General features: G+C 38.5%; 20 protein-coding genes and 3 riboswitches. Of the genes, 11 read left to right on the plus strand and 9 right to left on the minus strand.

Annotated elements, in window-relative coordinates:
* Positions 1-41 precede the first annotated feature (41 nt).
* Positions 42-917, minus strand: a complete 876-nt coding sequence (locus tag NST66_RS03450) for a LysR family transcriptional regulator (protein WP_028412217.1) — start codon at positions 915-917, stop codon at positions 42-44.
* 161 nt (positions 918-1,078) lie between these two features.
* Between NST66_RS03450 and NST66_RS03455 the strand changes: the two genes are divergently transcribed.
* The gene (locus NST66_RS03455; protein WP_340843060.1) at positions 1,079-2,059 is read left to right on the plus strand and encodes a zinc-binding dehydrogenase; all 981 of its coding nucleotides are present in this window, start codon (positions 1,079-1,081) and stop codon (positions 2,057-2,059) included.
* 235 nt (positions 2,060-2,294) lie between these two features.
* Entirely contained in the window at positions 2,295-2,861 is a 567-nt protein-coding gene (locus tag NST66_RS03460; protein ID WP_223546326.1) for a DedA family protein, read from the plus strand.
* A gap of 117 nt (positions 2,862-2,978) precedes the next feature.
* Here NST66_RS03460 and atzF read toward each other — a convergent pair whose 3' ends face one another.
* The 5 genes from atzF to NST66_RS03485 form a co-directional block, all read right to left on the minus strand.
* Positions 2,979-4,727 carry an allophanate hydrolase gene (gene atzF / locus NST66_RS03465; protein WP_340843061.1) on the minus strand — a complete coding sequence of 583 codons (1,749 nt, stop codon included), beginning with the start codon at positions 4,725-4,727 and terminating at the stop codon, positions 2,979-2,981.
* A gap of 14 nt (positions 4,728-4,741) precedes the next feature.
* A complete protein-coding gene (gene uca, locus NST66_RS03470) occupies positions 4,742-8,353 on the minus strand; it encodes an urea carboxylase (RefSeq protein ID WP_340843062.1) in 3,612 nt (1,203 codons plus the stop codon).
* Positions 8,354-8,369: 16 nt separating this feature from the next.
* The gene (locus NST66_RS03475; protein ID WP_047751562.1) at positions 8,370-9,023 is read right to left on the minus strand and encodes an urea amidolyase associated protein UAAP2; all 654 of its coding nucleotides are present in this window, start codon (positions 9,021-9,023) and stop codon (positions 8,370-8,372) included.
* Positions 9,024-9,043: 20 nt separating this feature from the next.
* On the minus strand, positions 9,044-9,781 hold the full coding sequence (locus tag NST66_RS03480) for an urea amidolyase associated protein UAAP1 (protein ID WP_325075928.1): 738 nt from the start codon (positions 9,779-9,781) through the stop codon (positions 9,044-9,046).
* A 47-nt stretch (positions 9,782-9,828) separates the two neighbouring features.
* Positions 9,829-9,933, minus strand: a riboswitch (guanidine-I (ykkC/yxkD leader).
* A 124-nt stretch (positions 9,934-10,057) separates the two neighbouring features.
* Positions 10,058-11,407, minus strand: coding sequence for an APC family permease (locus NST66_RS03485; protein WP_034269790.1), 1,350 nt, complete (start codon positions 11,405-11,407; stop codon positions 10,058-10,060).
* 63 nt (positions 11,408-11,470) lie between these two features.
* Positions 11,471-11,572: riboswitch (guanidine-I (ykkC/yxkD leader) on the minus strand.
* 211 nt (positions 11,573-11,783) lie between these two features.
* Positions 11,784-11,885: riboswitch (purine riboswitch) on the plus strand.
* Between the two features lie 508 nt (positions 11,886-12,393).
* Here NST66_RS03485 and NST66_RS03490 point away from each other — a divergent pair.
* Positions 12,394-13,719 (plus strand): amidohydrolase family protein, encoded by a 1,326-nt coding sequence (locus NST66_RS03490; protein ID WP_255287209.1) that lies wholly within the window; start codon positions 12,394-12,396, stop codon positions 13,717-13,719.
* A 29-nt stretch (positions 13,720-13,748) separates the two neighbouring features.
* Here the strand turns inward: NST66_RS03490 and NST66_RS03495 are convergent, their stop codons facing one another.
* From NST66_RS03495 to NST66_RS03505, 3 genes are all read right to left on the minus strand, one after another.
* Positions 13,749-15,491, minus strand: a complete 1,743-nt coding sequence (locus tag NST66_RS03495; RefSeq protein WP_340843063.1) for a putative ABC transporter permease subunit — start codon at positions 15,489-15,491, stop codon at positions 13,749-13,751.
* On the minus strand, positions 15,488-16,267 hold the full coding sequence (locus tag NST66_RS03500; protein ID WP_323873847.1) for an ABC transporter ATP-binding protein: 780 nt from the start codon (positions 16,265-16,267) through the stop codon (positions 15,488-15,490). The genes NST66_RS03495 and NST66_RS03500 overlap by 4 nt, the downstream gene beginning before the upstream one ends.
* Positions 16,268-16,396: 129 nt before the next feature.
* Positions 16,397-16,594: a cold-shock protein gene (locus NST66_RS03505; protein WP_013055689.1), complete on the minus strand. Its 198-nt coding sequence runs from the start codon at positions 16,592-16,594 to the stop codon at positions 16,397-16,399.
* A 423-nt stretch (positions 16,595-17,017) separates the two neighbouring features.
* Between NST66_RS03505 and NST66_RS03510 the strand changes: the two genes are divergently transcribed.
* The 8 genes from NST66_RS03510 (at position 17,018) to NST66_RS03545 (ending at position 23,852) form a co-directional block, all read left to right on the plus strand.
* Positions 17,018-17,650 carry an NAD(P)-dependent oxidoreductase gene (locus NST66_RS03510; protein ID WP_033578197.1) on the plus strand — a complete coding sequence of 211 codons (633 nt, stop codon included), beginning with the start codon at positions 17,018-17,020 and terminating at the stop codon, positions 17,648-17,650.
* Between the two features lie 173 nt (positions 17,651-17,823).
* A complete protein-coding gene (locus tag NST66_RS03515) occupies positions 17,824-18,810 on the plus strand; it encodes a Gfo/Idh/MocA family protein (RefSeq protein ID WP_155017022.1) in 987 nt (328 codons plus the stop codon).
* Between the two features lie 573 nt (positions 18,811-19,383).
* On the plus strand, positions 19,384-19,926 hold the full coding sequence (locus NST66_RS03520; RefSeq protein ID WP_014461319.1) for a peroxiredoxin: 543 nt from the start codon (positions 19,384-19,386) through the stop codon (positions 19,924-19,926).
* 119 nt (positions 19,927-20,045) lie between these two features.
* Positions 20,046-20,489, plus strand: a complete 444-nt coding sequence (locus tag NST66_RS03525) for a TlpA family protein disulfide reductase (RefSeq protein ID WP_013055693.1) — start codon at positions 20,046-20,048, stop codon at positions 20,487-20,489.
* 472 nt (positions 20,490-20,961) lie between these two features.
* Positions 20,962-21,573 (plus strand): sigma-70 family RNA polymerase sigma factor, encoded by a 612-nt coding sequence (locus NST66_RS03530; RefSeq protein ID WP_340843064.1) that lies wholly within the window; start codon positions 20,962-20,964, stop codon positions 21,571-21,573.
* Positions 21,566-21,712, plus strand: coding sequence for a YvrJ family protein (locus NST66_RS03535; protein WP_013055696.1), 147 nt, complete (start codon positions 21,566-21,568; stop codon positions 21,710-21,712). The genes NST66_RS03530 and NST66_RS03535 overlap by 8 nt, the downstream gene beginning before the upstream one ends.
* Positions 21,713-21,716: 4 nt before the next feature.
* On the plus strand, positions 21,717-21,944 hold the full coding sequence (locus NST66_RS03540; protein WP_340843065.1) for a helix-turn-helix domain-containing protein: 228 nt from the start codon (positions 21,717-21,719) through the stop codon (positions 21,942-21,944).
* Between the two features lie 375 nt (positions 21,945-22,319).
* Positions 22,320-23,852 (plus strand): diguanylate cyclase domain-containing protein, encoded by a 1,533-nt coding sequence (locus NST66_RS03545; protein WP_323873846.1) that lies wholly within the window; start codon positions 22,320-22,322, stop codon positions 23,850-23,852.
* Positions 23,853-23,873: the final 21 nt, after the last annotated feature.

Consider the following 23,873-nt stretch of genomic DNA (forward strand, 5'->3'; position numbering starts at 1 on the left):
TTAGACGAGGTGAAAAACGAACCATTAATCAAGATGTTTGATTAGTGGTTCGTTTCTTTTTTTAACGAGCGTATCGTTTTTTGAATGACTGGATGATCTCGATGCTTAAGTTTATAAGCAAGAAAGATCTGATTTTTTACCGCTAAATGTTCAAGTTCGATTTTCACCTTTTTTTCTTGGAGCGCTTCTTGAATCAAATAGCGGGGAAGCAGGCTGATTCCCATGTGATGCTGAATGGCTTTTAACACCGTTTGAAGATTTGGAATCACATGATGAGGCTGAATTTCAGGCCGTTTTTTAAAATGCTGTCGCCAAAAACGCCTGATAATAGGAAGTTCAAGGCCATAGCTAATCCACCGCTGATTGTATAAAAAATCCTCTATGTCTTCATTGGGTGTCATTTCAAAAGAAGGAGGGACGGTTAAGACAAACTCTTCTTCTTCAATGACCGTATATTCGACTCCTGGTATTTGCAATCTTTGGGTTGTAATCGCAATATCAATTTCGTCGCTTTGTATCTTTTCAAGTAAAACAGAAGCAATACCAAACTGGCTGTAGCAGCGGATACCTGCATCTTTTATTCTTTCTAAAGCTTGTTCGGTAAAATACTCTACGGGAGAACCAATTTTTACGACCGGCAGCGCGTCGGGAGATGAAGCGGTCATTTTTAATTCAATTGAAGCAGCTTCTAGACTTTCAATTAACGGGACAATACGCGTGTACAGTTCTTTACCTTTTTCTGTTGGAATCATCTTTCTTGGTGCACGGATAAATAAACCTTCGCCTATTTCAGCTTCTAAAGCAGCTAAGTGCTGACTCATGGCCGGCTGCGTTAAGATCCTCGCTCTGGCTGCTTCAGAAACGGATCGATATTTGTAAATGCTAATAAAGCTGCGATACCATTCAAAATCAATCATTTATGCTATCCTTTCTTATAAATTTATTTATGGATATCTATTTATTTTCTAATTTGTATTATAGACAAGCTCTCTTTAAAATAAAAATAGTAAGCAAATCATTTTTAGATAAAATAATAAAAGTAACGCTAAGCAAATGATTTAAAAAGGAGAGTTAGACTGTGAAAGCATTATTATTGCAAGATAAAAATAAATGGACAGAAATGAAAGTAGAAGAAATAGAAAAACCTCTTCCAAATAAAGGAGAAGTAGTAGTTGAAGTTCACGCAGTGGGACTTAATCCAGTGGATTATAAAACGGCTACTAATGGAAATCCTCATTGGACATATCCTCACATTCTAGGTTTGGATGTAGCTGGGACAATTGATGAAGTTGGAGAAGGAGTAGTTGACTGGAAAAAAGGAGACCGCGTTGTCTATCACGGGGACTTTATGAAAAAAGGCGGATATGCTGAATATGCGGTCACAACTGCTCATTCAATTTCGCGCATTCCTGATGCTGTTACATTTGAAGAAGCTGCTGCTTTGCCTACTGCAGGTTACACGGCGTATGAAGCACTATTTCGTAAATTTCCAATGAACCATATTCAAACCATCTTAATTCACGGAGGAGCTGGAGGCGTAGGGGGCTTTGGCGTGCAGCTTGCTAAAAACGCTGGAAAAACCGTTTTCTCAACAGCTTCAGCACATAATCATGAGTATGTGAAGTCGTTAGGCGCTGATTATGTAATTGATTATCGCGAGGAAAATGTCGTGGGAAAAGTATTGGAGCTGACAAATGGCCGCGGCGTAGATGCTGTGCTTGACACGGTGAGCGCAAAGAACGCAACGGATTCTTTAGATATGATTGCCTATAGAGGACATTTAGCACATATTGCTGGTGCACCTGACTATACAAAAGTAAAGCCTTTTACAAAAGTGATTTCTTATCATGAAGTAGCTTTAAATGCTGCACACCACATTGATGACATGATGGCGCAAGCGGATTTAGCAAAAATGGGCGATGAGCTTTTAGCATTAGTAGCAGAGAAGAAAGTAGCTCCGATGATTGAGCGCATCATCTCGTTAAAAGAAGTGCCAAGTGCATTAGAAGAGCTTTCAAAACGCCATGTGAAAGGGAAAATCATTGCTAAAATTAAATAATAGCAGGACAGAAAAGACTCTTTTATTACAACTAATAAAAGAGTTTTTTTCTGCTATTTTCTTTTTTTGCGTTACTTCACTTATGAACTGCATATGATAGAAGATAATCAAATATAGCAAACCGGTGCATATAAGCTTTTTTTACTAGTAAAATTACTTTGAAATCGTGAAATTTTGAATAGTTTGAGTTATGATGAAAGAACGTGAAATTTGTATGATTGAAAGGAGAAAAAAGGTGCAAGGGTTTATTGATTTTGTACAAAATTTAGGCATAGTGGGCATCTTTATTGCTACAGCAATCGAAGCTGCGGCAATTCCTTTTCCGTGTACGTTATCGATTTTGCTCATTGGCTCGGTGCTGCAGCTTTCAATATGGAAAATCCTTATGGTTTCAGCTGTCAATACCGTTATTTATATCGCATTCAACTATATTCCGTTCGTGATGGGATACAGGTTTGAATCTATTACCAAACGCTGGTTTGGTGAAAAAAATATAAAGCGTGCCCAAAAATGGTTTCATAAATACGGAAAATGGAGTATTACGATTTCTCGTCCCATCAGTATCGCAAACTATATAACCTATTTGGCAGGCCTTAGTAAAATTAAATCTAAGGACTTTGTTTTATACAGCACATTAGGTATTTTTCCATGGTTTGTTTTTTTGCTCTATGTAGGAGGACTTGGAGATATTGAAAAAATCCAAAAATATTTGCATGATGTAGACCGTTTAATATTTGTTATTCTTATAATCGGAGTGATAGTTGGTGCAGGCTGGTGGATGAAAAAGAGAAAAAGTACATAAAAAAGACCGGACCAAATAAGTGATTCCTTAAAATAAGAGCGCTTTTATAGTAAGGTTTTTATAACTCAAAAGAGCCGCCTCTAAGTCGAAACCCTGACTTAGAGGCAGCTCTTTTATTCAACTATAAACAGCCCGCCAGCTTCTATAAGACGTAATATCCTCCGCATCTTCTGTCGCATGAGCTTCACAAAGAAAACCCGCTACTTCACTGCCGTCTTCGAGAGTGATTTTGCCTAGTCCAAGAGGAGAAGGGATAGAATCGGCAAAAGAGCCGAGTAGTGATAAGGGCATTTCCCAAAGTTCAACTTCAATTTTTTCTCCTTGTTGATGCGTTCGCAGCAGCCCCGGTTTTGCTGGAGAAGTAGGCAGTTTAAAAAGCTGGTAATAAGGAGCGGTTTGGTCTTTTCGTACGAATGAAGCTCCGTGTTCACGCATTTGAAATTCAAGTGGAAACCCGCGCATATGCAAACCGCAAACAGCTACTAAGGTTGTATCTTTTCTTGAATCAACCGTTCGTTCACCATTTAAAAACACTTCGCTAAGCCCGCAAATGAATTGTTCGCCGTCAAATGTAGAGAAAAATGAAATGCCAAACGGTAAATCAAGATCTGCATCTTGAGATGGAAGAGAGACAGCGCATAAGTCGAGCAAGTTACAATGGTTTGTAAAACGCCCCATGTCACTGTTTGTTTCAATTGGATTTTCTCTTACTTGTTCCCGCGTCCACGTTCCGCCTGCTGTCGGCATAACAAGAACAGCATTTTTAAGCTGATGATATGCTTTATGTTTAAAGGATTGAAGCTTATGTGAAGCTTGAAATAAAGCAGCAGCATCATATTCTGATTTAGCTCCTGAACGAAGGACTTGCTCGGTTACAGGAAATGCTGTTTCTTCATGAGAAGTAATAAATTCTCCTAAGTCAGCCCAGCGCTCCGCTACGTATGGGCCGTCATACAATAAAGCAGCTGCTTCGCTTAAATACGAGCCGTCAATGTATTCAATGGGAATAGATAAACCTTCAATCTTTTTCACTGCTTGCTTCCAAGCTTCCTCGTACTGCTCAGCAAACGGTCCGTAAAATGAGAGCGGTTCTTTTACCATACAAATTTTTTCAGGGAGAGCCGAAGAAGCCCGAACAACAGAGCGTGACCATGGATCTTGATCGTCTACCCCTCTAATAATAGAATCTACAAGCAGTACGTCACTCCATTCATGAGCAAAAGCAGTGACGCAGTCTAAGCTTTTACACGCCGGAACTACACCTGCAGATGGCCACGCTCCGAGAGAAGGTTTATAGCCAATTAAACGGTTTAAACCGGCTGGAACGCGCCCTGAACCTGCTGTATCGGTACCTAAAGAAAAAGCAGCGTGCCCGCGAGCTACGGATACAGCTGACCCTGAGCTCGATCCGCCGCTAATGAGCTCGGACTTTAACGCATTGTGCGTTTCGCCGTAAGGGCTTCGTGTACCGACCAGCCCTGTAGCAAATTGGTCCAAGTTGGTCTTTCCAAGAGGAATAGCACCTGCATCAATAAGACGTTGAACAACCGTAGCATGTGCAGAAGGGATATACGTATATTCTTTACATCCGGCTGTCGTTGGTACATGTGCTATATCAATATTATCTTTAACGGCGAATGGAATTCCCCACAGAGGTAACGTTTCAGGGCTTAACGTGGCTAACCGATCCACATAAGGTTTTAACTCACAGAGTGTAGGAGGGGTAATCCAAATATTCATGTCTTTATCAGCTTCTACACGCGTAAGAATTTGATGTACTACATCTTCCGGAGTTAATTCTTTTTTGATATACATATCACGTAACCATTGAACCGAAAATGTTTTAGGCAAACTCACTGTTTTCATTGTATCCACCGTCCTTAATGAGTAATTGGAGCAAAGGCTTTTATACCGGCAATCAGCTGTCCAGCTTGTACTTCATCGCCGGGTTTTACATGAATAGAACTGATATATCCATCCATAGGTGCTAGCTGTGGAAACTCCATTTTCATACTTTCTTCGATAATTAACGTATCGCCTTTTTCAACTTTTTGTCCTTCTTCAACAAGAACTTTCCATACGCTTCCCGGCATTGTACAGCGCGCGGCTTCCGTACCTTCGGGCATTTCTTGTTCCGTAATTTCAGCCGTTTCATGTTCAGAGACGTACTCAGCTAAGCCGAGTGCTTTCCAATCTTCTCGCTCTGTTTGAAAAGCAGCCTGCTGGGTGTGACGAAAAGCAGCCGTGCTTTCTTCAATAGATGAAAGAAAATCTAAATATTCTCCAAGTTTAAACGTTGTCTCCGTAATATCTGCTTCAAATCTCCCGCGAAGAAAATCTTCGCGCAGTTTTAAAAGCTCATCTGCTTCTACTGGATAAAATTGAATTTGATCAAAGAAACGAAGAAGCCACGGTTTTCCTGCTTCAAAACTTTCCGTTTGACGAAGTCGGTTCCACATTTGAATCGTGCGTCCCACAAATTGATAGCCCCCAGGACCTTCCATTCCGTATACGCACATATACGCACCGCCAATACCAACTGCATTTTCAGGTGTCCATGTACGAGCGGGATTATATTTCGTTGTCACTAAACGGTGACGAGGGTCTAGAGGCGTAGCTACAGGCGCACCTAAATATACATCTCCAAGCCCCATTACAAGATAATTAGCGTCAAATACAATTCGTTTTACATCTTCAAGGTGATCCAGACCGTTTACTCGGCGAATAAACTCTAGGTTGCTTGGACACCAGGGTGCATCTGGACGAACGTTTTGCTGATAGCGTTCAATAGCTAATTGAGTCGCAGGATCATCCCATGAAAGTGGGAGTTTTACAATCCGAGACGGAACTTCCATTTCTTCAAGAGGAGGAAGCTCGCGATCAATAGCTGAAATGTGCTGACACAGTTCAAGAATAGACATCTTTGTTGCATCAATATGAATTTGAAGAGAACGGATACCAGGCGTTAAATCTAGAACTGGTAAATCCTTACGCTTTTGAATAGCTTCCATTAAAGCATGCACTTGGAAGCGAAGCAGCAGGTCAAGCTCCATTTCTCCGTACTCCACAAGTATATTCGCATCGCCTGAGCAGCGGACGGAAAATGGGAAGCGTCTATTTTCCGTTTCGTTAATCAGCAGCGGATAATCGCTTTTTAGCGGCTGTGCTACTGGATTTGTAAGCACAGGAAGTGATGCAGATGTTCCGATACGCTGTAAAAAGTCTTCCTGCGTACATTTGAGTTTTTCAGCTTGTTCAAGATCAATTAATTTAAACGAAATTTTATCTCCGGGGTGAAGCTGTCCTATTTTCCAAAACTCTGCTGAAGCAGTCGTAACAGGGCAAACAAAGCCGCCGAGGCTCGGGCCGTCTGGGCCAAGTAAAATAGGCATATCTCCGGTTAAGTCTAAGGTGCCGATGGCATAGGCGTTGTCATGAATATTTGATGGATGCAAACCGGCTTGTCCTCCATCTTCACGCGTCCAAAAAGGAGCGGGACCTATTAACCTAACGCCTGTTCTAGAGCTGTTAAAATGAACTTCCCATTTTGTATCTGTTAGCTGCTGCAAGTACTCTGGCTGCAAAAACTCTTCTGTACAATGAGGGCCGGGAATCACTCCAATTGTCCATTCTTTAGACATGGTTGGCTGGTAGGAAAGAGCAAGTTCATTTTCAACGTGAGCGTAGTCAGAAACACGCAGTACATCTCCCGTGCGAAGTGCTCTTCCGCCGTGTCCTCCGAAGCTTCCTAGTGTAAAAGTAGAAGAACTGCCTAATATTTTAGGCATATCAAGTCCGCCGCCAATCAGTAAATACGTGCGCATTCCTTCGGTTGCTTCACCAAATGAAAGAATTTGTTCCGGCTTTGCTTGAATGGTTTTATACATGGGAATTTCAGCGCCGTCTAATGTAGCATGCATGTTAGCACCGGTAATACAAAAAGATACATCGTCTCTAAATTTATAAGAGCCGCCTCGGAGAGTCATTTCAATTCCCGGGGCATCCGGTGAATTTCCGAGAAGTTTGTTTCCTATGCGAAAAGCAAAAGGATCCATTGGGCCGCACGGAGGAACTCCTACATTCCAGTGCCCGGTGCGTCCCGGGTAATCTTGAACAGTAGACTGAACGCCGCCGTCTAAAACTTCAATTGCTTGTTCGCTCGGAGTATATGAGTTAAGCATTTGAGTATACACATCGCCTGTTTTACACGCTTTTTCTTCTAACAGTCCCTGCAAGTATTGAAGATTAGTAGTAACGCCGTATAATCTTGTCTCTTTTAAAGCAGCGATCAATTTTAGAAGAGCTTCTTCTCGTGTTTTTCCATGAACGATAATTTTAGCTAGCATAGGATCATAAAGTGATGTTACAGTAATGCCGTCTCGCACCCATGTTTCAACTCGAGCACTTTTAGAGAAAATGGCTTGGTCGATTTGCCCGCCGCTTGGACGAAAATCATTTAAGCAATCTTCGGCATAAATACGCGCTTGGATACTGTGACCTGAAGGAACAGGAAGCAAAGAAGGAAGGTTTACCAGCTCATCGCATGCTTCTTTAAGCATCCATTCTACTAAATCGATGTTTAACACTTCTTCTGTAACGCCGTGTTCTACTTGAAGACGAGTATTTACTTCTAAAAAATAAAACTTCTCCGCTTCGGCGTCATATAAAAATTCTACTGTTCCTGCACTTCGGTATCCCACTTCTTTAGCTAGTCGAGTAGCTGCTTGCAGCATATTTTCCCGTATATATGAAGGGAAGTTTGGAGCTGGACTTTCTTCAATTACTTTTTGATTTCTTCGCTGAATAGAGCAGTCGCGTTCCCCTAAAGCTACTACTTCTCCAAAAGAATTCCCGAAGATTTGAACTTCCACATGGCGAGCTTTTTGAATGTATTTCTCTAAAAAAACACCGCTGTTTTTAAAGTTTGTTTGTGCTAAATGGCAAACTGAGTCAAAAGCGGCTTGAAGCGCTTTTTCATCCTGGCAAACACGCATTCCAATTCCGCCGCCCCCAGCTGTACTTTTTAACATAACGGGATAGCCAATCTCTTCAGCAGCACGTACAGCTTCTGATACATCTGTAATAAGAGGTGTACCAGGAAGCAAAGGCACGTCCGCTTTTTGCGCAATTTCCCGAGCTGAATGTTTCAATCCGAATATTTCCATTTGCTGAGGTGTAGGACCAATAAATACAATTCCTTCAGCTCGACAGCGACGAGCAAATTCCGCGTTTTCGCTTAAAAAACCGTAGCCTGGATGAATAGCTTCCGCTCCTGTTTTCTTTGCGATATCTAGAATAAGGTCTTCGTTTAAATAACTTTCTTTGACCGGGCCGCTGCCAATTAAAATGGCTTCATCTGCTTCATCAACGTGCAGGCTGTCTTGATCAGCTTCTGTATAAACAGCCACAGATTTCACTCCGAAATGTCGTAATGTTCGCTCAATTCTAACGGCAATTGCTCCTCGGTTCGCAATTAATACTTTTGTAAACATAGATGAACACTCCTTTTTATAATGAATCCCAAATAACTAAGCGAATAGGGGTAGGGTTATAATCGTTGCACGGATTATTAAGCTGAGGGCAGTTGCTGATCAATACAAGTGTAGGATTGATCGCTTCCATTTCTACATAGTATCCAGGTGCAGACACTCCGTCATTAAACGTTAATCCGCCGCTTGGCGTCACGGGTACATTCATAAAAAAGTTTACGTTCGGTGCTAAATCTCTTTTAGTGTAGCGGCTATCATATTTTGATAGCTGCAGCATAAATGTATCTCGGCAGTTATGCATAGGAAGCGTGTCATGTGCATAACGTACGGTGTTGCTTTGTGCGGAACAAGCTCCGCCTAGGGTATCGTGGCGTCCGCACGTGTCAGCTACAATTTTGACTAGTTCTTTGCCAGATTGAGAAAGCAGCACCGTGCCGGTGGATAAATAAATATTTCCTTGATTAGCAATCGTCGATACTGCACTGTAATGATCTTCTGGATTTTCTGCATCAAAGAATAAAGTATCCGCTGCTTGATTTCCTTTTACATCTATTATTCTAAGCGTTTGTCCTGGTTTAAGTTCGTGCATCCAGCCGTCCCCAGCCAGTACCGTTTCATCATAAATTGCGTTCTCTATTTTTCTGCTACTTTCCACTCGGTTAAATACAGCCATTATAGAAGCCTCCTTCATTTTTAAATCGTTGATAATGTTTTATTTCCAAGCAATAGGTCATAAGACCATGTGTTTTCAAACGCTCGTTTATTTTCAGGCCTAAAATTTAAACAGTAGTCGTCTGAGCTTACAGGAGCCGCTTCATCAACGGTTATTTCAATCGGAACAGAAGGATACGTTTTACTTGGGTCTAAAGGGTTAGGGGTATTAGACAGTACAAAAAGCAAATCCATTTCTGTTCTAAGCGTAATAAAATCTCCTTTTTTACAATGAGAAGAAACAAAATTCATATTGCCTTCTTCGTCGCAGTATACTTTTGAAAATAAGTTAAGATTAGGGACTAAATCCCGTGTTGTTAAACCGTTGCGCAGAAGCTCCATTGAGAAGTTTTCTTCTCCATTTCTTCTCCATTCGTTTCGAGATTCTTGATAAGTAGATACACCGTATTTTTGCTGAGTTAAGCTGCGCGTAGTGTAGCCTGAAATGGTATCATGCCAGCCGGTGGTGTCAGCAGTGATGCTTGCAAATGCTCTGCCGTTGTCACTCATTAGAACGTGTCCTTTTGTTAAATGAGCAGTATGCTGAGCTTTTAAGGTATCAGGCATGTTGTATCGTTCCGTTAAATCATAAGCGTTGTACAATAGTAGGGATGCGTTTGCACCGGATTCTTGTGCGGTAAACGTCACTGATTTTCCTCTCCCAATTCGTCCTGACCATTTTCCGCCCGCTGGGATGGTTTGCTTCCAGATATAACTCATAAAATAACCTCCTTAGAATAAAAAAAGGATAAAAGCTTGGGAGAGTAGTCTCCCAGGCTTTTATCCTTCCGTGTTATACAGCATAGCGCCATATCGCTCTCTCTCGGACCAGTCTTTAACGTATGTTAAACGGAACCCTAGACAGCTTTTTTGTTCTTAACATCTGTAAGAACCTTTATCCATTTGTGGCTTTCGATTAATCGTAGTATAGTATGTTTGAAAATAAGTTGACAAGCAGTTTGTTAGAATACCTGACACAAAAACTGATTTTTCAGTTTATTTTTCAGGGACCGTCACTTTTGAATGATCTCTCTTTACAAAAGGAGCCGATAGTCGAGATTTTACAAATAAATAGAGAAACCCAACCGTAAGCCAGGCGACACCAATCAAAAGAGTGTCTTTGTTTAACAGTGTGAGCAGCCATCCGATAAATGCCGCTCCTATTAAAGGGAAGATTAAATAAAGTATTGTTTCAGTAAACGACCGTTTCTTTAACTTAATATAAAAGTGGGCAATGACTGATAGATTAACAAATGTAAAAGCGGTTAAGGCACCGAAACTGACAAAAGTAACGGCTGTGTTTAAATCAATAAACATTCCCAAAAACGAAAAAGCGGTAACAAGCAAGATATTCACCACGGGCGTTTTAAACGTTGGATGAATATATGAAAATACCTTCTGAGGCAGCACGGATTCACGGCCTAAAGCATATAAAAAGCGAGTCACGCTTGTGACTGAAGAAACTCCTTGAGTAAAGGTTGCGATAATTAAGACCGTAATAAATAGACTGCTTAAAAGATTTCCGCCCACTAATTTTACAAGGGTGTAGGCAGCATTATCAGGATTAGTAAATGTGAATCCCGGATAGGCAATCTGTGTAAAATACGAAATAGCGATGTACATAACAGCTGCAATACAAACAATAAGAAAAATGGCTTTTGGAATGGTCCTTTCCGGTTGAATCGTTTCTTCCGCCATTGTTGTAACGGCATCAAATCCTAAAAAGCAAAAGCAAATGAGCGCAGCTCCAGAAAAGATAGTCGTAAACGGTACATCTGAAGCCAAAAAAGGATGAAGTGAAAAAAGAGTAGAAGAACTAGCTTGACCTGTTGCAATATCTTTGATGATAAATAAACAAAACAAACTTATAAATAGAATCTGAACTACAACAGAGATGCCGCTTATACGAGCGACAGATTTAATACCAACAATATTGACTAAAGCTAAGATAATGTTCATGACAATGACCCATACGTATACAGGAATAGAAGGAAATTCTGTATGCATAAAAATACCAAATGTTAAAATAGCGATAATAGGGGAGAAAATATAGTCTAAAAGAAGTGCCCAGCCTACTAAAAAGCCAAGGCGAGGATGTATAGCTTTTTTCGTATACGTATAAGCAGATCCTGCTATTGGATATGCTTTTACCATTCGGCTATAGCTATATGCGGTAAAAAAGATAGCTAAAAAAGCAATTAAATAAGCAAGGACCATTTGCCCTCCAGCCGCATCGTAGGCTACTCCGTAAACTGTAAAGAAAATCATCGGAGTCATCCAGGCAAGACCCAAAAATACAATTTGATATACCTTTAGCGATTTACTTAACGCTGGTTGGTTGTTCATATAAATCCCTTCTTTCCTCTATTTTATACTAGTAAAAAAGAAAAGCCTGGGAGAATGATGTCATTCTCCCAGGCTTTTATCCTTCCGTGTATACGGACTGTTCCGTACGCTCTCTCTCGGACCAGCCTTTAACATGTGTTAAACGGAACCCTAGATCGCTTTTTGTCTTCAACAGAGTGAAGACCTTTATAGATAATGTAAGTAGTTCGAAGTATAAGCAGGATTATAAGAAGATGCAACTACTGTGTTAGATAGTTTAACAAACTTTTTAAAAAAGTAAACTTTTGTAAAAGGCGAACTATATATAATTTTATTAAAAAGATTATTCGTTTATATTTGACTTATAGAGAGACCTATAGTATATTTGTAGACAAGAAAAAGCTAAATACGGTTCACTCATATATGTTTGAGAATATGGCTCAGACGTTTCTACCTTATCACCGTAAATGATAGGACTATGAGTAAAAAGTGAATCTAGGTTCCCATTTTTACGTTAGTAGAAAGTTTGGTCCAAGCGATTCACATATTCATTTTTGAAAAGAAGTGGATATGACACCGAAGGGATAAAAGCCCAGGCGGGTAGGTTTTTGCTCATTGTATTTGAGAGACCTGCCTTTGTTTGGGCTTTTTCTTATGTGTCTATTTACAGTGTGAGCGAGTGGTGGAAATTTTTTGCTTGTATCTGCATTGCTTTCTGGGGAGAATAGCGATGCAAAGCATGAAATCACTCACTGAAGCTTTATCTGTAAGCCCTCATTTAACCATGGGAAGTACATTCTATCTATTTTCTAGCATTTTTTCTTTGATGAGCAGCGTGGGGACGCTGCTCCTTTTTTTGTTCTTGCTTTTTTCTCTGTAAATAAAGGCCTTTAGAGAGAAGGTGATTCGCGAAATTTGGCGAATTAATGCTTTAAACAATAAATGATAAATAAGATAAAGCGGTCTATGAAAAATGAAGAAGTTGAAAAATTGAGGAGGGAATTATATTGCTTCACTTAATTAATGTTCGCTTGCCAATTATGCACGATCACGCTCTTTTTGAAGTGAAAATTTCAAATGGAATGTATACTTCTATCGTTTTACAAAACGGTTATCTTGAAGGTGACGAGTTTTTTCCGCTACACGCGGCCGTGTTAGGAAAAGAAACGTCACTTGATGCACAGGGGCGTGTACTATTACCAGGATTTGTAGATATGCATATGCATTTAGACAAAGCTCATTCGCTTCCTCAGGTACCCAATCTATCTGGAACTCTTCAAGAAGCCATTAAAAATTACAGCAGCAGCCTGCCGGCATTTCCAGAAGAAGAAATTAAGCAGCGAATGTTAAAAACTGCTTTGCAGGCATTAGCTAACGGTACGACTACGATTCGAACGCATATTGATTTTGACTGCAGCATGGAAGAAGATAGCTTATTTCGAAGTTTACAAGCGGCTGTCGAAGTGAGAGATGAATTAGGCCCGTATATGGATGTGCAGGTTGTTCCGCTATTCTCTAACTTAGACATTGATGATATGCATAAGATGACTAAAATTGAACGAGCATTCGACCTTGAAATTGATGCGATTGGAGGCTGTCCTCATTTAGCTGGAAATCCAGAAAAAGAGATTGATGCTCTGTTTTCGCTGGCTCAAGCCTATAATAAACCTCTTGACTTACATGTGGATGAAAGCGATGATCCATCTGTTGATACGATAATTAATATTGCTCATAGAACAATTGAATTGAATATGGAAGGAAAAGTGGTAGTGGGGCATCTTTGTTCGCTTGCAGGAATGACTGATGCAAAAGTGAAAGAAATCTTAAACCTTTTGAAACAGGCGAAAATTGGAGTTGTCACATTACCTGCTTCTAATTTATATTTACAGGGAAGAGAAGATAAAGGAATTGTAAGACGAGGCGTAACGCGTATTCGCGACATACAAAAAGCAGCGATTCCGATTGCTACTGCATCTGATAACGTGAACGACCCCTTTCATCCGTTTGGAAAAGCAGACTTGCTGCAAGTAGGGTTACTAACTGCCTATGCTGCACATATGGGAAGTCCAGATGATCAGCGGCAGTTGCTCCGAATGATTACAAGTATACCAGCCCGGCTGATTGGAAAAGAAAAGTATGGAGTGGAAGAAGGAAACGAAGCAAACTTTGTTCTGTTAAATGTCCAGTCTGTACAGGAAATATGGACTGAACTTCCTGAAACTCGCTTTGTTTTCAACAAGCACCGCTGGCTTAGCGTAAAAGAGACGCATCAGCGGCTCGCGGATACGAACTTGACTAATCTTTGGCAGGAAAATCAAATTTTAATTGGTTAAAAATAGCTGCCTTTTAAAGGCAGCTATTTTTATAAACTCTTTTTGTAGCTTTGGCGCCCTAAAGTAGAGCCGGAGTGTACTTTTGCCACTCGAATGCCTTTTTTTAAGCGTGTTGTGCTAAGTTTTAACATTAGAAAAGCAATTCTTCCTGAAAAGATAACGATTAGAGCAATGCCTATTAGATAAGCTATAGCAGGATATGCCATTTTAAATGAAAGCAAACCAGAAGCTAGACCAGCTATGAAACCAATAAATCCGCTTCCTGCAAGTTCGTCTGCAAATACTTTAAATGAAGGAGGGAGGTTTAGTAAAGCAAATGGAATAAGCGCTATAAACAAATACACATAGGCTAAAATTGCTAAGAGAATTGAAACTCCAAAAGTAAGGCGGTTCTGAGGATTGTTAGGATTGTGTTTAGCTCCAATAGTACCTAACCAAATCCCGATACTGCTAATTCCAACGGTTAAAATTCCTTTTAGCAAAATACCACCAATTATTTGTAAAGCAGACCAATGAATGAACAAGCCTAGAACAATTTCAATGGTTGATAGCAGGATGAAAGGAAGCAGCCAGCTAATCCACAGCTTACCTAGTGCGAGTTGCCAACTTGAAATCGGCAGACTTTTTATAAGTGAAGCTGTTTCTGCTTCACGCGCGATGGAAGAGGCAGACATTGATCCGTTAAAGAGAGCGTAAAAGAAGAGGAAAAAAACTTGTACGCCGAGCCATACGTTATCTTTATAAGAAATTAAATTCTCTAAAGTAGCTCCACTTTTTAAAAAACCAACGGTAGGAAAGATAAGAAAGAATACAAAAGGCATAAAAACGAGCCATTCTCGCAAATCTCTTTTTATGTTTTTCCAGTCTGTCAAACCAATAACCATAATCGGATGATGAACTTTATACTTTTTGCTTGATGAAATTTTAGCTCTCTTTTTTCCTTTTCCTTCACTTAAACGAACCCATCCAGTTCTAAAACCTTTCTCCACTAGAGAAGAAGATAAGAGAATACTTAAAAAAGCTAACACCATAATACTTAACGCCGGTACAAAAGCATGAACAGATCCTTTAGCACTTGAAGTTATCGCTATGCTTGCCCAGTGAAAAGGCGTCCATGTAGGAAATAAGGGAAGGCCTGCTATTGCTTTTTCAAAAGGTGCTCCATTAGAACTGAAATTAGGAAGTTGAAATAATACATACACAATGACACCTGATAAAGCACTCATGGCTGTCATAAGTTCGTTTGCTCTCTGTGCAGGAATGAGTTGAACCAATATAAGGTTAAGTAAATAACAAAGAGAAAGTCCAATTACCACTGTACTTAATAAAACTGCAAATGAAATAATGTAAAATAAAAAGTTAGTATGAACTCGAATACCGTATACGATAAACGGTATATAAAATAGAAAAAACATTATCAACGGTGTAGAAAGAAAACTCTTAATATATTTTACCCAAAAAAGCTGTTTTGTCGGAATGGGCAGTGTAAATAAAAAAGATAGGTCCAAAGAAGAATACAAGTTTTTAAATACCTGTGGGATCCCCATTAAGACCAGCATCCCTATTAATAATAAACAGCTATAAGAAAATAAGCTGCTCATCAACTCAAAAGAGAGAGAGGGTGCGATTCTCCATACGCCTTTTGATAAAAAATACACAATGAGAGCAATAAATAAAGTAGAAAATCCAACCGTGGCGTATGCCTGTTTTTTAGAAGATCTAAAATGATTAAGAAGTAGTTTTCCTTCTGTTTGAAGCAAGAGTTTCATCATTGAATTTCACCGGCTTTTGCAAGTTCTTCTATGATGTTTTGCTGCTCTTCATTCCCTGTTAAATTGAGGAAGATGTCTTCGAGGGTGGACTGATCAGTGTTCGCTTGCTCTCTAAGCTCTTTCATGGAACCTAAAGCAATAACTTCTCCATTTAAAATAATGCCAATTCGATCACAAAGCTGTTCAGCAATTTCTAAAATATGAGTAGTGATAAAGACTGTTACGCCGCTATCGCAAAGGCTACGCAATAGATTCTTCAGCGTTCTTGCGCTTTTGGGGTCAAGTCCTACAGTTGGCTCGTCCAAAAAAATAATTTCAGGGTTATGTAAAAGCGCCCCACATAAGGCTATTTTTTGTTTCATACCGTGTGAATATCCCTCAATAAGTTCATTTGCTCGTTCTTCTAGCTGAAAAAGGCTTAGCCATTTATTGGAGCGTGTCTCGAATTCATCAGCAGATAATTTAAAAATAGAGGCAATAAACTGTAAGTATTCCATACCAGTGAGTTTTAAGTAAAGTGTAGGTTGATCAGGAACGTATGCAATTTTTCGTTTTGCTTCAATGGGCGCATCCCATACATTAATCCCACATACATCAATAGAGCCTGAAGAAGGTTCTAAGAGGCCTGTCATCATTTTAATAGTAGTTGTTTTTCCTGCACCGTTAGGACCTAAAAATCCGAATAGTTCGCCACTTTCTACAGTTAAGTTAAGATCTTTGACGGCTTTGTGCGACCCATAGCTTTTAGATACATTTGATAGTGAAATAGAGTGCATCTTCATCCTCCTCGTTTGTTTTTCTACTATCATATACGAATGAAAAAGGATAAAGTTTCATAAAATGTAATAAAAAACAAAAAAGAGCATAAAAAGAAGCTGTCACTAAAGTGACAGCTTCTTAATCAATTACTTTTGAACGTTAGCAGCTTGTGGTCCACGAGCTCCATCTTCGATTTCAAATGTAACTTCTTGACCTTCTTCAAGTGATTTGAAACCTTCGCCTTGGATAGCTGAGAAGTGTACGAATACGTCGTCTTGTCCTTCTACTTCGATGAATCCAAAACCTTTTTCTGCATTAAACCATTTTACTTTACCTTGTACCATTGTAGTACCTCCTGTGTGGAAAATCCACGAATATATTACTATCTCTGCTCAATTTCAATAAGAATCACTTTAAAGAAAGTCTTTCTATTTGTTAACACCGAACAAGAAATAATATACCTAGTATAACACTTTTTTATAAAAAAGAAACCTTTTTTCATAAAAAAGTACTCTGAGATAAAAATAAGTTGAAAATATGGAAATACTTTGAAATAGTAAATAAGCTATTGTTTTGTGGATTTTTTAGCGATCCCTAAAATCTTTTATCTCGTAAAAAAATGAATAGTGAGGTTGACAAATTGAATAACGTGTAACTATAATGGTTACAACGAGCTGAAAAGAAATAGCAGTGTTATAAAAGCTCAAATTTTTTTGTGTAATGTGTAACTATTGTGGTTACAACAAAAATAAAAGGAGAGAATAAAAATGAAAATTGGCGTTATTGGAGCAACAGGAAAAGCAGGTCAATTAATTATGGAAGAAGCAAAACAGAGAGGACATGAAGTAACAGCCATTGTTCGAAATGCTTCTAAACTAAAAAATCAAACAAACGTAATTGAAAAAGATATTTTTGTCATTACTTCAAAAGACATTGAACAGTTCGATGCTGTGGTAGACGCATTTAATGCACCTCCCGGAAGTGAACAGATGCACGTTGAGTCTATACAATCACTTATTAAAGCATTTCAAGGTGTTCAAACGCGACTCGCAGTAGTGGGCGGAGCAGGAAGTTTATTTGTAGATGAAGAAAAAACAATGCCTTTAATGAGCACAGAAGGTTTTCCAGCAGCTTATTATCCAACGGCTTCAAATATGGGCAAAGGTTTAAAAGAACTAGAAAAATCAACTATAGATTGGACTTATTTAAGCCCAGCCGCTTTTTTTGACCCAGAAGGTGCTCGCACTGGAGCCTATCAATTAGGAAAAGATCACGTGATCACAAATAGTCAAAATGAAAGCTATATTAGCTATGCTGATTATGCGATTGCTTTAATAGATGAGTTAGAGAATAAAAACTATGTAAACGAACGTTTTGCTGTAGTGGGTGAGAAAGCATAAGCTTACGTTTGAGTCATATAAAAAAACAGCTTACATTTGTTGTGAGCTGTTTTTTTATATAGAACAAAATAGATATAAAGCAACGGAAAATGGTATAGATTTTTTATTATTTCTTCGTTTTTCTTTTTAAAAACGATACAATACAACATAGATGATAAAAAGGAGATGAAAAGATGATTCGTTTTGGCGTAATAGGAACAAACTGGATAACAGATCGACTGTTAGAATCAGCTCAGTATGTAGACGACTTTCAGCTTGCAGCTGTTTATTCTCGAACCATTGAAAAAGCAGAAGAATTTGCAGGTAAATATGATATTCCTCATATATTTACTGATTTAGAGGAAATGGCAGCGAGTGCTGAAATTGATGCAGTGTATATTGCTACTCCAAATGCTTATCATGCAGAACAAGCTATCTTATTTTTGAAAAATAACAAGCATGTACTGTGTGAAAAACCGCTCGCAGCCAATGCAGCAGAAGTAACTCGGATGATTCAAACAGCCAAGAATCACAATGTGTTACTAATGGAAGCGATGAAATCAACCCTTCTTCCTAACTTCAAAGTGATTCAAGAGAACTTACATAAAGTTGGTCCAATTCGAAAATACGTGGCATCTTACTGTCAGTATTCTTCTCGTTATGATAAATATAAAGAAGGTATCGTGCTTAATGCCTTTAAGCCAGAGCTTGCCAACGGTTCACTGATGGATTTAGGTGTATATTGTCTTTATCCTCTGATTACGTTGTTTGGAGGGCCTCATAAAATAAAGGCAACGGCGTTTATGCTAGAATCTGGAGTAGATGGAGAAGGATCAGTTGCTTTAGAGTACGAAGATCGTGACGCGGTCATCATGTATTCTAAAATTACAAATTCGCATTTACCAAGTGAAATTCAAGGAGAAAAAGGCAGTATGATTATTGACAAAATACATACCGCTGAAAAGGTAGAAATTCGATACAATGACGGACGGGTAGAAGAGTTAACGGTCGATCAGCCTTATCCTGCTATGTACTATGAAATAAATGAATTCGTAGAGCTGTTAAAGCAAGGAAAGATGGAATCGGACACAAATTCTTATGAAAATTCATATCTAACAATGCACGTGATGGATAAAGTGCGAGAGCAAATCGGTCTTGTATATCCGAATGATAAGAAATAAATAAAAGAGGCTGGACAAAAGTAGTTTAGTTGAAGGAAGATCCGAACGAGTTTGATTCTTGATGGAGAATTAAACTCGTTCGGATTTTTTAATGGGTAGGGTAAAAGCAGGTTTTAAGTAACAAGTAGTGACCCTTATTAGATGATTTATACCATTTGTTCGTCTCTAAATTGGATTTAGATCGTTATGTCTCATTCTCTTTTATTGTAGTTATAAAGAACATAATTGAGATTCGAAATCTTGTTGCAGCACACTGTAAAAGCAAATATGTTGAAACAAGGGAAGTTTTTTAGTATCTTCTATGTTCATTCATCCCTGCATACATAGGATTGATCAAGGGAAAGAATAAAAAGAGTGAGAAATATTCGATAATCAATCCTAGATTAAAATGATTATAAAAAAGTATTGACTATAATAATAGCTCGTGTATAATAAAGAATGTAATCAATAGTTATTACTAGTTTATAATGATACTAATAATCGTTATCAAATAGTAAATAGTGCTGATTGCATTAAAAATAATACATACAAGCATAGGCTTGTTAAATACATTGTACAAGGAGAGGTTTTGACATGGCAGAACGTATGGTAGGAAAACAAGCACCACGCTTCGAAATGGAAGCTGTACTTGCAAATAAGGAATTTGGAAAAGTAAGTTTAGAAGAAAATATGAAAAACGGTAAATGGACAGTATTGTTCTTCTATCCAATGGACTTTACATTCGTATGTCCAACAGAAATTACAGCCCTATCAGATCACTACGAAGAGTTTGAGGATCTAGATGCTGAAGTGGTAGGTGTTTCTACAGATACAATTCATACTCACTTAGCTTGGATTAACACAGATCGTAAAGATAATGGGCTTGGAGATTTAAATTATCCATTAGCTGCAGATCCAACTCATGCAGTAGCACGTGATTACGGCGTATTAATTGAAGAAGAAGGCGTAGCGCTTCGCGGATTATTCATTATTAATCCAGAAGGTGAATTACAATATGCAGTTGTAAACCATAACAACATCGGCCGCAGCGTAGAAGAAACATTACGTGTACTTCAAGCACTTCAAACTGGCGGACTTTGCCCAGCTAACTGGAAACCAGGTCAAAAAACACTTTAATAAATAACGGTAGAGTAGAGGAGAACTTCCTCTACTGCTGCCATTAAAATAGAAAAGATAGTTTTCTAACTGTAAAATGCAGAATATTCAGTTTAATTAATGTAGAGGAGGATTTTAACATGAAATTACGTGAACAAATGCCTGAATTAACTGGAGCAACATCTTGGATTAACGACGAAGTGACAAAGGAAGATTTAGTAGGTGATAAAGCAACGCTTATCCACTTTTGGTCAGTAAGCTGCCATTTATGTAAAGAAGCAATGCCTGAAGTTAATGATCTTCGTGATGAGTATGATGATCAATTGAATGTTGTAGCGGTTCATATGCCTCGTTCGGAAGATGACTTAGATATGGGTGTTATTGAGGCAATGGCAATGGGACACGATATTACTCAGCCAATTTATGTAGACAGTGAGCATAAGTTAACAGACGCTTTTGAAAATAAATATGTACCAGCATATTATGTATTTGATAAAGAAGGTCAGCTTCGTCATTTCCAAGCGGGTGGAAATGGAATGCCAATGCTTCGCAAACGTATCAACCGCGTTTTAGGAGAAGAATAATCTATACATGAAGAAGAAATAAAAAGGGCCGGGATAAAAATATTTTAGCCGAAGTGAAAAACGAAACACTGATCAACATGTTTGATTAGTGTTTCGTTTTTTTGTTATGCAGAACGTAGATTTCATCTGTTTCGTTCCTTCTAGCAGTTGATTGGAGGGCAAGCGACGAGGAGGCTCAGCGGCCGCCCGCGGAAAGCGAAGTCTTGCACGGAAATCAACTGCGGTGTAATAAGCAGTCCAGCTCATGTATCCTATTTGTTCGTCTTTAGATTGGATCCATTTCGTTATGTCTCAATCTCTTTTTTTATTTTTACTGAGTCGTTTTGATTATTAATGAGCATTTCATCATATTGACATAAAAAACCTAATATAGTTAAATTTATATAAGAACAAACGTTCGTTTTTGGTGTTGTTATTTTACTCTTTTCTCCCTTTTTAATAAGTATAAGAAAAAAAGGAGGAGATTTGCACAATGACTCAGCTCTATTCGCAGCAAGAAAAGCGGCATGACAAAGAATGTACCTTTCATACATTTCTTACAAACCACAGCGCAACTCTTCAGACTCATATAATGAATACATTTTTGACACCAGAACGCTATGAGCGATTACAAAAAGCGGTTGTTAAAAATGATACAAAAGAACAAAGACTTCTAAACAAAGAATTTCATCAGTTTTATAGTGAAGTTAGATTGCTTCATTATATTAACAAGCTTTGCAAACATTATTCCAGAGATGTTATGCGTGTAAAAGAAAAAGAGCGTTCTTATATTCCTCTTCGCCTGCAGCAGCCGGCTGCGCTAGATGGAAATCGAACAGTTGAAGATATGCTAGGAGTACAGGACGGGGCTGTATGGGAGCATGAATTTTTAGGAAATCAACTTGAAAATCTTATTCTTCATCATGCATTTCGCCAATTAACGGCCAAGCAGCAGTGTATGCTGCACTTGATTATTGTCGAACGCTGGACTCATAAAGAAATCGCTGCTTATTTTTCTATTTCTCAGCAAGCGGTTTCTAATCATTATCAACGTGCGCTAAGCAAGTTGAAAAAAATTATGAAGGTGAGTGATAGATATGTTTGATCCTCAGTGGCTTCAACTTGTTGGAAACGTAGGATTTCCCGCTGTCCTTTCTTTTTATTTATTACTGCGTGTAGAAAATAATATAAAGCGACTTGAAGAAAAAGTGGAAGAATTAACAACTGACTTAAGAAAGAAGTGAAGAAATGGAAACTCTATACGAACTTGTAAATAAAGTGAAAGCTGGAGATGAAGAGGCATCAAGGCGTTTATTGAAAAAACTGGAACCAAAACTAAATAAAGCTGTCCAAAGTTTTTCGCTGCATGAGAGAGAAGACGTAAAGCAAGATTTAAAGGTTAAAATTCTTTCCGCTGTTAAGACCTTCGATTTTTCTCAAACGCCAGGTCTTTGGGAATTTTTACATCAAAAATAAAAAAGAGCGCTCGTTTTATCGACGCTCTTTTTTATTTTTGTCGCAGTTCGACTACTTACATTTCAGTGGAACACTCAAAAAACAGAAAATGGATAAATATTTTAAAAAAGGTAAAAGATGATGTGTACACATAGAGTTTAGTAGTATACTAACAAGTAGAATTTCTTGTAGAAAAGGAAGATAAACACTCTTTATATAGTGAGGATGGTCGGCAACAAATAGAGTGTAGAACAGTTTTATTTAATGAAGGAAAAAAATGATAGTACTGTTCGATAAATCAAACAGTACTAGTTATAAAAAAGCAGCTGTAAACAATATGTAAGCTAAGAAGCCTATTGTTTTTGTTTTAGCTTTTGGAAAGAGGTGAAGAATAAAGTGAGTCAACTTCTCTTTAATATCACGTTAATTATTTCTTTCTTGTTTGCTGCGAGTATAGTTCGAGAGCAAATCATTTATAGAGTAGAAGGAATAAAACGGTATAAAATGTATCGCTTAATTTATTACGGATGTTCTTATGGACTATTAGGCAGCATTTTAATGATATATACAATTAAAATAGATTCTACTATTATTCTTGACCTTCGCTTTTTAGCGGTGACAATTGTTTGTCTTTATGCAGGAATGATACCGGCTATCATTGCAGCTTGTATTATAGGAGTAATGCGTTTGCTTTTATTTGGAATTACGGAAAGCGGAATAATAGGCGCTGCTACAATTATCGTAATGGCTTTACTGTCTGGGTGGACGGTTCGCTTACCTTATCGTCCATTTATTCGTTTTCAATTAATGAATTCTATTAGCTTGCTTTGCGTATTTTTCTCATTGTCCTTTCTTTTTAAAGATATGAAGCACGCCGCTGCGACTATCGTCTATTTACTCCCTGCTTCTTTTATAGGGGGGTGTTTAGTGTATCTAGCAGGTAGATATATATATGTATCTCGCGTAACGACAAGTCAGCATAAAAAACTGTCTAAAATGTTTTCGGTTATGGTTCAAAATGCAAAGACAGGTACCATGATTGAAACGCCAAAGCGCGAGGTAGCCGTTATTAATCAAACTTTTTGTGACATGTTTGATATACCCGGGCCTCCTAATCAATACGTTGGACTGGAAAGTAATCAGCTGTTTTTATCTCACGCTCCTATGTTGAAAGATCCTGCTAGGTTTTTAAAAACGGTAGAAAGCACCGTTTATTCAAAAGAGTCAATAGTAGATGAAGAAATTACGTTTATTAACGGTAAAATTTATGCGCGTGACTACATTCCAATCTATGAAGGTCATGTGTATATTGGCCACTATTGGGAATATCGAGATATTACGGAGAAAAAGAAGGCTGAGTGTGATCTTCTCAAAGCTAATAAAAAGCTTGAAATGCTGTCCATGAAAGATGGCTTAACGGGTCTGAACAACCGCCGATCTCTTGATAAACAGCTGGAAATCGAGTGGGAATACGCACGGAAAGAAAAAGAGCCGCTTTCTTTTCTTTTATTTGATATTGATTATTTTAAAGCGTATAACGATACCTATGGCCATATTCAAGGAGACGAATGCTTAAAAGAAGTAGCGAATATCGCTAAAAGCGTTGTCTTTGACGAATCGGTTTTTGTCGCAAGATACGGAGGAGAAGAGTTTGGTATATTGCTTCCTCGAGCTAATCAATATGAAGCGATAAAAATGGCAGAAGCTATTAGACAGCAAGTGGAGGACCGTGGAATTGTCCATCAAGCTTCTGAAGTGTTTAAGTGCGTCACTATCAGCGTTGGAATAATGACAGTCGTTCCATCCGAAAACATACAGCCCATTTCAATTGTTCATCAAGCAGATCTGGCTTTATATGAAGCAAAGCGTACGGGTCGAAATCGAATTTCAGTATATTCTCACCACAAAGAAGCTGACTCAAACGTTTGAGTCAGCTTTTAAAAGAGATAT

This window comes from Priestia sp. FSL W8-0524 (genome assembly GCF_038005965.1).
Classification (GTDB): Bacteria; Bacillota; Bacilli; order Bacillales; family Bacillaceae_H; genus Priestia; species Priestia zanthoxyli.